Origin of the sequence: Pseudomonas sp. FP2300 (assembly GCF_030687595.1) — a bacterium.
Classification (GTDB): Bacteria; Pseudomonadota; Gammaproteobacteria; order Pseudomonadales; family Pseudomonadaceae; genus Aquipseudomonas; species Aquipseudomonas bijieensis.
This window is the reverse complement of record NZ_CP117440.1, coordinates 2,065,124-2,078,399: the sequence shown is the minus strand read 5'-3', so window position 1 is coordinate 2,078,399 and position 13,276 is coordinate 2,065,124. Positions and strand designations below refer to the sequence as shown.

Sequence of the window (13,276 nt, the reverse complement as noted above, 5' to 3'; positions counted from 1 at the left end):
AGGCGACTCGGTATAACTGGCTCAATCCATCAGAGTTTGGCCGTCGACCGCCCCGGCTTCTTGCTCTGCAACAAATGCGAGAACACCGCATGCAAGTCATCCGACGCGCTTTCCTCGTCGAGGTTGAGCTTGCTGTCGATGTGATCCATGTGATGCATCATCAGGTCCACGGCCAGCGTGGCGTCGCGGGCCTCGATGGCGTCGATCAACTGGGTGTGTTCGTCGTAGGAACAGTGGGAACGGTTGCCGCTTTCGTATTGGGCAATGATCAACGAAGTCTGCGACACCAGGCTGCGTTGGAAGCTGATCAACGGCGCGTTCTTCGCCGCTTCGGCGAGCTTGAGGTGAAACTCGCCCGACAGGCGGATGCCCGCGCCGCGGTCGCCACGGGAGAAGCTGTCGCGTTCGTCGCTGACCATCTGCCGTAACTCAGCCAATTGTTCGGCCGTGGCGTGCTGCACCGCCAGTTCAGTGATCGCCCTTTCCACCAGGCGACGGGCCATGAACACCTGGCGCGCCTCTTCGACACTCGGGCTCGCCACCACGGCACCGCGATTGGGCCGCAGCAGCACCACGCCTTCGTGGGCCAGGCGTGACAGCGCCCGGCGAATGATCGTGCGGCTGACCCCGAAAATCTCCCCCAGTGCCTCTTCGCTCAACTTTGTACCGGGCGCCAGGCGTTGTTCGAGGATGGCCTCGAAGATATGCGCATAGACAATATCGTCCTGGGTTCCGCTGCGGCCGGCTTTACCTGCTCGCGGTTGTTTCTTGAGGGGCTGCAACTGTTCGTTCATGGGCACTCGAGTCGGGAGAACTGCGGCGAATTGACCGTGACTGTAATACGGCACAGCGGGTCGCTGGCAAGTATCGCGTAAAAAACAGCTCGATTGTACACAACCTCTGATGGCAACACGACTGTATGGCTGTTTGCGGGCATGGCTGTATTGCAATCGGTGACTTCGTTGAGTTTAGGCTTAAACCCGCAATCCGTGGCTCCACCAGGCCAGGCAAATCTACAATAAGGACCACTCTGCACCATGACCGAAGTCACGACCACGCCACTTCGCCCGCTGGCCGACACCTCGCCCTCGGCCATCGTCGCCGGGTTCATCGCGATGATGACCGGCTACACCAGTTCCCTGGTACTGATGTTCCAGGCAGGGCAGGCAGCAGGGTTGAGCAGCGGGCAGATTTCCTCGTGGATCTGGGCGATTTCCATCGGCATGGCGGTGTGCTCCATCGGCCTGTCGTTGCGTTATCGCACACCGATCACCATCGCCTGGTCGACACCCGGCGCGGCGCTGCTCATCACCAGCCTGGGCGGCGTGAGTTACGGCGAGGCCATCGGCGCCTACATCACCTGTGCGGTATTGGTGACGGTCTGCGGCCTGACCGGCAGTTTCGAGCGCCTGGTCAAGCGGATTCCGGCCTCACTGGCGGCGGCGTTGCTGGCGGGGATTCTGTTCAAGATCGGCAGCGAAATCTTCATCGCCACCCAACATCGCACCGGCCTGGTACTGGGGATGTTTTTCACCTACCTGTTCGTCAAGCGCCTGTCGCCCCGCTACGCGGTACTGGCGGCACTGTTGATCGGTACGGCGTTGTCGGGCCTGATGGGGTTGCTGGACTTCAGCGGCTTTGTCCTGGAAGTCGCGACGCCCGTCTGGACCACACCACACTTTTCCCTGGCGGCCACCATCAGCATCGGCATTCCGCTGTTCGTGGTGGCGATGACCTCGCAGAACATGCCCGGCATCGCCGTGCTGCGGGCCGACGGCTACAACGTGCCGGCCTCGCCGCTGATCACCAGCACTGGCATCGCTTCGTTGCTGCTGGCGCCGTTCGGTTCCCATGGTATCAATCTGGCGGCCATCAGTGCGGCCATCTGCACCGGGCCGCATGCCCACGAAGATCGCAACAAGCGCTACACGGCGGCGCTCTGGTGCGGGGTTTTCTACGGGATCGCCGGAGTGTTCGGCGCAACGCTGGCGGCGTTGTTCGCGGCGCTGCCCAAGGAATTGGTGCTGTCCATCGCGGCCTTGGCGCTGTTCGGGTCGATCATCAACGGCTTGAGCATCGCCATGAGCGAAGTGAAGGAACGGGAAGCGGCGCTGATCACCTTCATGGTCACGGCGTCGGGGATGACGCTGTTTTCCATCGGCTCGGCGTTCTGGGGGATTGTGGCGGGGGTGTTGACCTTGCTGATCCTGAACTGGCGCAACGCTTAAAAGCATCGCGAGCAGGCTCGCTCCCACAGGGTTGTTGTGAACGACACAGATCCCTCTGTGGGAGCGAGCCTGCTCGCGATGGCGGCCTGAAGGACAACATCTACCCAACAGACAGGCACAAAAAAACCGGCGCCCGGAAGGGCTGCCGGTTTTTTTACATCAAGCGACCGGATTGATCGGCTTTTCCGGGTACCAGACGTCCATCAGCGGGCTGACTTCCACGCTGGTCAGCTCAGGACGTGCCTTGAGCCAGGCTTCAACGGCAGCACGTTGCTCCTGGGTGACCGAACCACGCTTCTGCAGGCAAACCAGACCGTAGTCGTCACCGCCGACATAGCCCAGGCCGTTGGCTTCCATGGCTTCTTTCAGGAAAGCGTCGAGGAAAGCGTCAATAGCCTCATCGGCCAGATCTTCTTTGAAATCCAGGTTCAGTTCGAAACCCAGCTCTTGAAATTCATCCACGCACAGTTTTTTGCGCAGACGCTGGGAACGGTTAGTCGCCATTGGAACAATCCTCATAAGTAATAACGGCCGGCACTTTACCAGTTTGGTGCGTCGATTGCCCGACTGATCGGGCGTATCGGCCTACCGTCGGTAAAAAATAGCATTCGAAGGGCTCAGGCACGGCCCAAGCCGTTGCGGCTTGGGGCATAATGCCGACACTTTCATGACCGTTGAGGACGTTCATTTTCATGTCCTCGTCTTTTCCCCCTCGCCCGTAGGGTTTTATTTCAAATGATCAAATCTTTGCGTCCACTGCTTCTGGCCAGCCTTCTTCTTCCCCTGGCCCTGCCTGTCACCACCAGCGCCGCCACCATCAACACCGCCCTGTCGCCCAACGTGCAAAAGGCCCTCAAGGCCAGCAAGCTGCAGGATGACGCCCTGTCCCTGGTAATGATCCCGCTCAACGGCCCCGGTACCCCGACCCTGTACAACGCCGACGTTTCGGTGAACCCGGCGTCCACCATGAAACTGGTGACCACCTACGCGGCCCTGGAAATGCTCGGTCCCAATCACCAGTGGAAAACCGAGTTCTACACCGACGGCACCCTCAGCGGCGGGATTCTCAACGGCAACCTGTACCTCAAGGGCGGCGGCGACCCCAAGCTGAACATGGAAAAACTCTGGCTGCTGATGCGCGACCTGCGGGCCAACGGCGTGCAGCAAGTCACCGGCGACCTGGTGCTCGATCGCGGCTTCTTCATCCAGCCGCAACTGCCCGAGTTCAACGACGACGGCAACGACGAAAACAAACCGTTCCTGGTCAAGCCCGACTCGCTGCTGGTCAACCTCAAGGCCCTGCGCTTCGTCGCCCGCAATGACGGCGGCCGGGTGCTGGTGTCGGTGGAGCCACCGATTGCCAGCATTCGCATCGAAAACCAGGTCAAGGCCGTCAACTCCAAGCAATGCGCCGGCGGCGTGCGCTACAACCCGGTGGCGCAGCCGGATGGCAGCGTGACGGTGACTGTCGGCGGCCAGCTCGGCGACGGTTGCAGCTCGCAGACTTATCTGTCGCTGCTGGACCACGCCACCTACACCGCCGGTGCGGTGCGGGCGATCTGGAAGGAACTGGGCGGCAGCATCCAGGGCCAGGACCGCCTGGCCGCGACCCCAAGCAACGCCAAGGTGCTGGCCCGGGCGTTCTCCCCGGACCTGGCGGAGATCATCCGCGACATCAACAAATACAGTAACAACACCATGGCCCAGCAGCTGTTCCTGAGCCTGGGCGCGCAGTTCCGCAACGAAGCCGACGGTGACGACGCAAAGGCGGCGCAACGGGTGGTGCGCCAGTGGTTGGCGAAGAAAGGCATCACCGCGCCACACCTGGTGATGGAGAATGGCTCCGGGCTGTCCCGCGCCGAACGGGTCAGTGCCCGGGAAATGGCCGCCATGCTGCAAGCCGCCTGGCGCAGCCCGTACTCGGCGGAGTTCATCAGTTCGATGCCGATTGCCGGCACCGACGGCACCATGCGTAAACGCCTCAAGACCACTGCCATGGCCGGTGAAGCCCACGTCAAGACCGGTACCCTGAACACTGTCCGCGCCATCGCCGGCTACAGCCGCGACATCAACGGCAATACCTGGGCGGTGGTAGCGATTCTCAACGATCCGAAGCCTTGGGGCGCATCTTCGGTACTGGACCAAGTGCTGCTGGACCTGTACCGCCAGCCGAAACTGCCGCAGACGGCTTCGGTGCTCTGACCCGGCACAAACCCAATGTGGGAGCCTTCTCGCGATTCGGTCGGTCAGCGAACATCGATGTTCAATGACACACCGCTATCGCGAGCAGGCTCGCTCCCATAGGGAATCTGTGTCATACACGCACTTGTGCCCGCAGAAGATCAATCGGGGCTAACCCAACTGCACTTCGACCCGATCCCGCCCGGCCTGCTTGGCTGCATAAACGCCAGAGTCAGCCCTTAGCAGCAACGCATCGGCGCCCTCCCCGGCGCGCCAGGTGGCGATACCGAAGCTGGCGGTGACAAAACCCACATCCTCGATGGGCGCTGCCCGCAAGCCTTCCCACAGCCCCAGCGCCAGGGAATAGGCACTGTCGCTGTCGGTGTCCGGGCACAGCACTACGAACTCTTCGCCACCCAGCCGGCAGAACACATCGGTGCGACGCAACCGTTGGGCGACGCGCTGGCAGACCACCTGCAGCACCCGGTCGCCCACCGCGTGGCCATGCTGGTCGTTGATGCGCTTGAAGTGATCGATGTCGAGCATGATCACCGCCAGCCCCCCGGAACCGCGTTCGACTCGGGCCATCTCCGAGGTCAGGCGTTCCTGGAAATAGCGGCGGTTGCGGATGCCGGTCAAGGCGTCGGTCACGGACAAGGCTCGCAGCTCTTCCTCCACCCGCTTGAGATCGGAAATATCCGAGATATAGCCGTGCCACAACACCCCGCCGCCGGGCAGTTCCTCGGGCGTGGCCTCGCCGCGCACCCAGCGCAGGCCGCGCAAGGGCAACTGCACCCGATACTCTTCCCGCCACGGGCTCAAGGTGTGAGCCGAAGAACGGATCGAAGCGCGAACACGCGTGCTGTCCAGTGGGTGGATGCGCGAGAAGATCGCCTCGGCGTTCTGCACCAGCACATCGGGCTCCAATTCATAGATGTCGCGAATGCCGTCGCTGGCATAGATCACACTGAAACGGCCGTTGAAATCCATTTTGAACTGGTAGATGCCTCCGGGCACATGGGCGCTGAGCTTTTTCAACAACAGGTCTCGGGCGGCTAATGCTTCGTGGACACGCTTGCGTTCGGTGATGTCAATACAGATTGCCAGGTGCCCGACCCACAGCCCCTGGTCATCGAGCATCGGAGTGGCGAGCATGTTCACGGTCAGGTGGCTGCCATCGCGGCGCACCAGGGTCCACTCCCGCGCCTGTTGTCCGCCCTGCTCGCCGCCCTCGAGCAGCATCGCATGACACGTGGGAATCGGTTTGCCAAAGCGCGCGCCGAGTTGCGCGGCGCGGGCCTGGAGTTCGCGCGGTACATGCAGGCCTTCCAGAGTCATGCTTTGCAGGACCTCACAGCTCTGGTAGCCGAGCATCTGTTCGGCGCCAGCATTGAAGGTGGTAATGACACCGCGCAGGTCAGTGGCGATGATCGCGACCTGGGTCGCGGCATCCAGCACACCACGCAATTGGCCGTGGGTACCGCGCAACTCCTGCTCCCGGGCGCGCAACTCAAGGGTGCGTTGCTCCACCAGTTTCAAGGCTCTTTGCCGCTGGCTGACCAGCACATAAAGCAAGGCGCTGAGCAGCAGACTGAGCAAGCCGCCGAGTATCACCATGCTGGTGACCGACGAATGATTGGTCGACAGGAACACCCGGCTGGGACGCAACTCCACCCGGTAGTCGCGATCGGCCAAGCGCAATAGACGGGTCGCCGACAAATCACTACGGCCCACAGGGTTGTGGGACTCGAACAGCGCCTCTTCCGCGTTTTCGATAGACAGGTCCATGATCCGCATCGACAGATTGTCGTGACCGGACGCTGGCAGTCCGTCACCTACCAGTTGCCGCATGCTGATGGCCGCCACCACGTATCCGAACGGTTCGCTGGCCGATTCCCGGATAACCGGCGCAACCAGCAGTACTCCGCGGGTAAACACCGGGTCGGCGCCCATCAGGTCCACGGGTTGCGAGACCACCAGCCCGCCACGCTGACGGGCACGTTCGAGGGTGGCACGGCGCAAGGGTTCGGAAAGCAGATCCAGGCCCAGTGGTGCCCCGTAGGGAGTCCGATTGTGGATGTAGAGCACCGGTGCGTATTCGTCCCGCTCGGCGGCCTGCCGCAAGCCACCGTTGTCATCCGCCTCGCGGATCGCAAATTGGCTGGCCACTTCGGCCCGCGCCTGCTGTTCGAACGCTTGCCGTTCGTCGCGTAGCACCCTGGGTGCCCAGGCGAAGGCCCGGGTACGGCGCAACAGTGCGTCGGCGTAACCATGGAATTCGCTGTCGGAGACATCTTCGGAGTTGGCAAAGAAGCGTCCCAGGCTGTCGAGGAGTAACTCCTCGTCCTGGAAATGTTCCTCGATGCGGCTGAAACGCTCCTCTGCTTGCAGCTCGAAGCGCTGGCGCAATTGCTGATTGAACAGGTTCATCATCGCCCAGGTCAGCAAGCCGGTCAGGACCGTACCGGCCAGCAGGACCAACGAAGCCACCAGCCAGGCCGACACATCTTCGCTGATAAAGCCCAGTATCCTGGGGCGCACCTGATGCAATGCCATAAATACAACTCAGAAAGGAGCCAGGCATAGGCACAGCCCTGGACACAGCCTAAGTTATAGCTATTAGCCATTACTTTGACCAGTCCCCAAATGAGGCCAGAAGCCTTGAAATACAAGGCTTCATGGATCCAATCAGCTACGAGTCAACGAGACATGATCTTCCAGGCACGGTGGATCTTACCGTTGCGTGCAAAATCCGGATCAATGGTCTTGGCTGTGATCTCTTCCACCGCATAACGCTCGCCGAGGTTATCTTCGAGCTGGAACTTGCGGAAGTTGTTGGAGAAGTACAGCACACCGCCCGGTGCCAGGCGCGCCATGGCCAGGTCCAGCAACTGGACATGATCGCGCTGCACGTCGAACACTCCCTCCATGCGCTTGGAATTGGAGAAGGTCGGCGGATCGATGAAAATCAGGTCGTACTCATCACGGCTGGCTTCAAGCCAGGCCATCACATCGCCCTGTTCCAGACGGTTCTTGTCGGAAAAACCATTGAGCGACAGGTTGCGTCGCGCCCAATCCAGATAAGTTTTCGACAAGTCGACACTGGTGGTGCTCCGGGCACCACCCTTGGCAGCGTGGACGCTTGCGGTCGCGGTGTAACAGAACAGGTTGAGGAAACGCTTGCCAGCCGCTTCCTTCTGGATCCGTAGGCGCATTGGCCGGTGGTCGAGGAACAGGCCAGTGTCCAGGTAGTCGGTGAGGTTGACCAGCAGCTTCACCCCGCCTTCGTTGACCTCGGTGAACTTGCCCTGGGCGCTCTGGCGCTCGTACTGCTTGGTGCCGCTCTGACGCTCGCGGCGCTTGATCACCACGCGGCTCTTGTCGATGTTCAGTGCCTGGGGAATGGCCGCCAGGGCGTCGAACAAACGGGCCGAGGCTTTTTCCGGGTCGATGGACTTTGGCGCAACGTACTCCTGAACGTGCACCCAGTCGTGGTACAGGTCAATGGCCATGGAGTATTCCGGCATGTCGGCATCGTAGACCCGGTAGCACTCAACGCCTTCACGCTTGGCCCACTTACTCAGCGACTTGAGGTTTTTTTGCAGGCGATTGGCGAACATCTGCCCGCCTTCGCTCAACCGCGCCTGCTCGACCACAGGGGCTGGCGACGGGGCCGGTTTGATCGGGTTGCCGTTCTTGTTGTACTGGCGCTCTTGCGGCACTTCCGGGGTTTGATCGTAGGCGGCCTGCTCACGCTCGGCCTGACGCTGTTCCGGGCTACGGCGCTCGCCGGTGACGAACTGATCCGGCAACACCTTGATCAGCAGTAACTTGCACGGCAAGGCCCCGTTCCAGAACGAATACTGCTTGTGGCTGCGAATGCCCATGCGCTTGCCCAGGTCCGGCGCACCAGTAAACACCGCCGCCTCCCAATTCAGGCAGGCCTGGCGCAGGCGTTCGCCCAAGTTCTGGTAGAGGTAAAGCAGGCTGGCTTCATCGCCCAGACGCTCACCGTACGGAGGGTTGCAGATCACCAGGCCCTTCTGGTTCTGGTCCGGACGGGGTTCAAAGGTGGCGACTTCGCCTTGATAGATCTTGATCCACTCGCTCAAGCCTGCCCGCTCGACGTTGTTGCGGCCCGGCTGGATTAGCCGTGGGTCGGCTTCGTAGCCGCGAATCCACAACGGCGGCTTGGCCAGCCCGGCGGCGGCGCGGGCGGTCGCCTCTTCGTGGAGCTTCTTCCACAGCGCCGGCACGTGGCCGAGCCAGGCGGTGAAGCCCCACTGCTGGCGGCGCAGGTTCGGCGCCATGTCGGCGGCGATCATCCCGGCCTCCACCAGGAACGTGCCGACACCGCACATCGGGTCGGCCAGCGCCCCGCCTTCAGCGGCAATACGCGGCCAACCGGCGCGGATCAGGATCGCGGCGGCGAGGTTTTCCTTCAGCGGCGCAGCGCCCTGCTGCAAACGATAGCCGCGCTGGTGCAGGCTGTGGCCAGAAAGATCCAGGGAGAGGATCGCTTCGCCACGGTCCAGGCGCAGGTGGATGCGCAGGTCCGGGTTGAGCTTGTCGATGGACGGTCGCTCGCCTGTCGGGGTGCGCAGCTTGTCGACGATGGCATCCTTGACTTTCAAGGCGCCGAAGTGGGTGTTGTCGATGCCCGAGCCGTGGCCGCTGAACTCCACCGCCAAGGTGCCATCAGCGAGCATGTGGTCTTGCCAGTCGACGTCCAGCACGCCGTGGTACAGGTCTTCGGCGTCCTTCATCGGGAAACGCTTGAGTACCAGTAACACGCGGTTGGCCAGGCGCGACCACAGGCACAGGCGATAGGCCGTTTCCATGTCGGCCATGCCGCGCACGGCGGAGGTGTGCTCGCGCGCCTCTTCAAGGCCAAGCCCGACGGCTTCCTCGATGAGCAGGCCTTCGAGGCCCTTGGGGCAAGTGAGGAAGAGTTCGAAACGATCGGACATGGGATTTCCAGAGCCTTTGGCTAAGTGGACCGGGCAACGCATTGCCGGGTCGGGTTCAATCAGGTGCTTTTCTCAAGAGCACCCGCGTGGCACGAGAGTGTGCCGTCCCGCCCTCGCCGCTCAGGTTAGAAGAGCTTGGATGCGAAGGCAGATAAAAAATTCTGTGCAACAAATTGTGAAAACTCGACCCTTTCGTCGAATAGTACCTGAGTGCAACAGGGGGACATTCTCATTCGAAGGAAGACTGCCCCTTTGGCGCAGGGCCGATCATACAGGGGTCTTGCTCAAAAGCGGTCAACGAACATCAAGTTACTTATCGCCCTAACATCTTTATTGTTACGTGCTTATGACAAAACGATCATTCCATCCATGTGACGCTTTGGTTAGAACTCAACACAGGTTGACGTCGCAACGGCGCCAACACCTTGGCTCGTCACGCCGGCAACGAGCCACCAACGGCAGAATGATTCTGCCCCGGCCTCGATAGAGGTCGACGCGAAGCAACAGTCAACAAGTGAGGGAAACACCCTATGAGAAGACTTAAGCGTGATCCGTTGGAAAGAGCATTTTTACGTGGTTACCAATATGGCGTTGGTGGTAAATCCCGTGAGCTTTGCCCCTTTACTCTACCGTCGGTACGTCAAGCCTGGATCAATGGCTGGCGAGAAGGACGCGGCGACAATTGGGACGGTATGACCGGCACTGCGGGTATCCATAGACTCAACGAACTTCACGCCGTCGGCTGACACAGGGCTTAATACTCAAGAACTCGACAATTTGACACCCATATCGATTTAACCACGCACGTCCCATCCGGACGGCGGGCTACGGCCCAGGGGGCTCCTTCGAGGAGCCCTTTTTAATGCCTGGGTTTTCTGAACACTGTGAATACCTGGACTGCAAACACTCTTGTGGGCGAGCCCCACCTTCTGTGGGAGCAAGGCTTGCCCGCGATGAAGACGACACGGTCTATCTGGAACCGAGGTGCCCGTATCGCGAGCAAGCTTTGCTCCCACAAAAAAACCTGCTCGCCACAATAGAGCCGAGCGCGCCTGAATCAACGCAACGCCGCAATCGCATCCACTGATTCACGAATCAGCGCCGGCCCTTTGTAGATAAAACCCGAATAAATCTGCACCAGGCTCGCCCCGGCGGTGATTTTCTCGGCGGCATGCCGGCCCTCGGTGATGCCTCCCGCCGCAATGATCGGCAAACGCCCCGCCAACTCACCAGCCAGCACTTTCACGGTGTGGGTGCTCTTGTCACGCACCGGCGCACCGGACAAACCGCCCGCCTCGTCACCGTGCTCCAGCCCTTCGACACCTTCGCGACCCAGGGTCGTGTTGGTGGCAATCACCGCGTCCATGCCCGTCTCGATCAGGGCCTGGGCCACCTGAATGGTCTCTTCGTCGGTCATGTCTGGAGCGATCTTGATCGCCAGTGGCACATGCCGGCCGTGGGTCAATGCCAGTTCCGCGCGCCGCTGGGCCAGGTCAGCCAGCAATTGCTTGAGGGAATCACCGAATTGCAGGCTGCGCAGGCCCGGAGTGTTCGGCGAGCTGACGTTGACCGTCACATAGCTGGCATGGGCGTAGACCTTGTCCAGGCAGATCAGATAGTCGTCGACGGCACGCTCCACCGGGGTGTCGAAATTCTTGCCGATGTTGATGCCCAGCACGCCTTTGTACTTGGCCGCCGCTACGCGGGCCAGCAAATGGTCGACGCCCAGGTTGTTGAAGCCCATGCGGTTGATGATCGCCTCGGCTTGCGGCAGGCGGAAAAGCCGTGGCTTGGGGTTGCCCGGCTGCGGGCGTGGGGTGACGGTGCCGATTTCGACGAAACCGAAACCCAACTGGGCGAAACCGTCGATGGCCGCGCCATTCTTGTCCAGGCCCGCCGCCAACCCGACCGGGTTGGGAAACTCCAGGCCCATGACCGTCACCGGCAATTTCGCCGGGGCCTTGCACAGCAAACCGTTGAGGCCCAAACGTCCGCCCGCGCCGATCAGGTCCAGGGACAGATCGTGGGAGGTTTCCGGGGAAAGTTTGAACAGCAGCTCACGGGCCAGGGTGTACATGGGTGGGTTTGACTCAGGGTAATAAAAAGTGACGGGATTATACCGAGCAGGAGCGCTAGCGGCGAGAACCGCTTTGATTCCGGGTTCCATCCTTGGGCCGGCGCGTCGCGAGCCTTTACCTTGGAGCGTTATTTGATAGCTGCAAGCGCCAAAAGCCTGCAAAAGAGCGATGCAGCTGCAACGACAGCAGCCCAGTAGCCATTCGTCACGCAGGATCAACAATGCATATCTCGTCCTCAGGTTCACCTATCACTCGATCCACTCCAAATGAATCCACATCGGCCCCCCTTGATAGCAAAGAGCGCCCAGCCCACACCGTTATCGAAATGCTCGATGAAATCATCCCTGCCGAGCAGAGGAGCTCGCTTTCAGCGGAACAGGTGAAGTTTGGGCTGATGAGCGTCGACGAGGCGTTCAATGCGCTCATCTCTGAGCAAAGAAGTAAAGCCGACAACCCTACCCAGCGATTCATCGACGCCATCGCAGTACAGCTAGACGGCGACTCTGACGACTCTGACGACCCAGCGCTCACCGACTATATCGCTCTGGAAATTCCCAATCTGGCGCTGTTCGAAAACTCAAGTCATTCGTCAGATTCCGACTCGTTCATACAACGTGGCCAAATCATCCTGGAATACCTCGGCGAGCAACTGGGCAAATTGGTCAACAACGAATTCGAAGGCGACCTCGGCCGCTGGGCCAGCAACCTGACGATTTCCGGCCTGCGCACCGGCCTGGTCACCGGCACCCTCACAGTGATCAGGCAACTGGTCGGGTTCGCCCTGGAAAAAACCCTCCAATCCAATGCGGCCTCGCCACTGACACGCAGTGTGATCGGCGCGGTTGCCCAGTGCATCGGACCACTGCTGAATATCCTCGGCGCCATCAGGGACGAGTGCAATGGAACCGCGAATGCCGAAACACGCATGGCTCGCCTCATCACCCTCACAGTATCGGCCCTCGCCCTGACAGCCGCCGTAACCGTTCCAACCGCGCTGCCGGCCTTGGCCTCCTTCGGCTCGCAAATGGCGTTCTACACGTTTGCCCAGGACCTGGTGAGCCTGTTCTTCCCCACGGGCGACAATGCAAAACCCAACCCTGGCGGTACGGCGGCCGCTGGCGCGCTGAACGGAGTGCTCCAGTTCCTGTCCTTCACCTGCATGAACTACACCGCACCACACTCAGGTCCCGGGTATGTGATGGCGCAGGGCAGCAAGCCCCCACCCTCCGAGGCGGAAAGCTTTGCCTTTCAACTGTCGACCTGGGTAGAACAACAGACCCATACCCCGCTCGATGCAAACCAGCCGATCAAGGCCCGGGCCGAGCACATTGTGGAGTCCCTGAGCCCGATACTGGGAGACGATGTATTGCGGGGCGTCTACAACGCCGGAGCCGACGTCTTCGGCCAAATACTCATGGGCGAAGCGATGCAGGCCCTGCAAGAAAATGCTTCTGAAAAAGGTTTTCGGGTCAACCCTTTCTCGGTACGAATGCCCACTGCCGAGCAGGCGGGCAATCAACTGCTGTCCACCAATGCGATACGAACCTCCATAGGCCAGATCATCACGGGCATCGTCATCGCCGCATCCCGATTCTTTTCGAGCCTGCCCATTCCCAAGGAAATGGTCGACCATATGGTCAATGTAGTGGTCGCCATCGTCGTGTTAGCTGTCCGTCCCGGCACGACCTACATCAATGAGCGCACCAGCCCAGCATCCAATTCCTGACCTGAATGCACACTCACCGTGGCGAGAAAGCTTGCTCTCTCGCCACAAGCAATCAGTCTCTGTTGCGCTCGATTGGCCGGCAGCGTGCTGCCC

9 protein-coding genes are annotated in these 13,276 nt (G+C 60.8%); 4 read left to right on the top strand and 5 right to left on the bottom strand.

The annotated features are described in order from the left end of the window. Nucleotides 1–29: 29 nt before the first annotated feature. On the bottom strand, nt 30–794 hold the full coding sequence (locus PSH86_RS09170) for a GntR family transcriptional regulator (protein ID WP_003183531.1): 765 nt from the start codon (nt 792–794) through the stop codon (nt 30–32). Nucleotides 795–1,037: 243 nt separating this feature from the next. Here PSH86_RS09170 and PSH86_RS09165 point away from each other — a divergent pair, with 243 nt between their 5' ends. Then, nucleotides 1,038–2,228 carry a benzoate/H(+) symporter BenE family transporter gene (locus tag PSH86_RS09165; protein ID WP_116831843.1) on the top strand — a complete coding sequence of 397 codons (1,191 nt, stop codon included), beginning with the start codon at nt 1,038–1,040 and terminating at the stop codon, nt 2,226–2,228. Between the two features lie 159 nt (nt 2,229–2,387). Here PSH86_RS09165 and PSH86_RS09160 read toward each other — a convergent pair whose 3' ends face one another. After that, nucleotides 2,388–2,732 carry a YggL family protein gene (locus tag PSH86_RS09160; protein ID WP_025212695.1) on the bottom strand — a complete coding sequence of 115 codons (345 nt, stop codon included), beginning with the start codon at nt 2,730–2,732 and terminating at the stop codon, nt 2,388–2,390. 231 nt (nt 2,733–2,963) lie between these two features. Between PSH86_RS09160 and dacB the strand changes: the two genes are divergently transcribed. Beyond that, entirely contained in the window at nt 2,964–4,430 is a 1,467-nt protein-coding gene (dacB, locus tag PSH86_RS09155; RefSeq protein ID WP_305489330.1) for a D-alanyl-D-alanine carboxypeptidase/D-alanyl-D-alanine-endopeptidase, read from the top strand. A gap of 150 nt (nt 4,431–4,580) precedes the next feature. On the opposite strand, the gene PSH86_RS09150 is transcribed toward dacB, so the two are convergent. Together PSH86_RS09150 and rlmKL are read right to left on the bottom strand one after the other, a co-directional pair. After that, the gene (locus PSH86_RS09150) at nt 4,581–6,965 is read right to left on the bottom strand and encodes a GGDEF domain-containing protein (protein ID WP_305489328.1); all 2,385 of its coding nucleotides are present in this window, start codon (nt 6,963–6,965) and stop codon (nt 4,581–4,583) included. A 143-nt stretch (nt 6,966–7,108) separates the two neighbouring features. Next, a complete protein-coding gene (gene rlmKL / locus PSH86_RS09145) occupies nt 7,109–9,379 on the bottom strand; it encodes a bifunctional 23S rRNA (guanine(2069)-N(7))-methyltransferase RlmK/23S rRNA (guanine(2445)-N(2))-methyltransferase RlmL (RefSeq protein ID WP_163854684.1) in 2,271 nt (756 codons plus the stop codon). A gap of 530 nt (nt 9,380–9,909) precedes the next feature. On the opposite strand from rlmKL, the gene rmf reads away from it, so the two are divergent. Beyond that, nucleotides 9,910–10,125: a ribosome modulation factor gene (gene rmf / locus PSH86_RS09140; RefSeq protein ID WP_003223300.1), complete on the top strand. Its 216-nt coding sequence runs from the start codon at nt 9,910–9,912 to the stop codon at nt 10,123–10,125. A 311-nt stretch (nt 10,126–10,436) separates the two neighbouring features. Here the strand turns inward: rmf and PSH86_RS09135 are convergent, their stop codons facing one another. Next, a complete protein-coding gene (locus PSH86_RS09135; RefSeq protein ID WP_305489326.1) occupies nt 10,437–11,456 on the bottom strand; it encodes a quinone-dependent dihydroorotate dehydrogenase in 1,020 nt (339 codons plus the stop codon). Nucleotides 11,457–11,782: 326 nt separating this feature from the next. Between PSH86_RS09135 and PSH86_RS09130 the strand changes: the two genes are divergently transcribed. Then, on the top strand, nt 11,783–13,183 hold the full coding sequence (locus tag PSH86_RS09130; RefSeq protein WP_305489324.1) for a hypothetical protein: 1,401 nt from the start codon (nt 11,783–11,785) through the stop codon (nt 13,181–13,183). Nucleotides 13,184–13,276 lie beyond the last annotated feature (93 nt).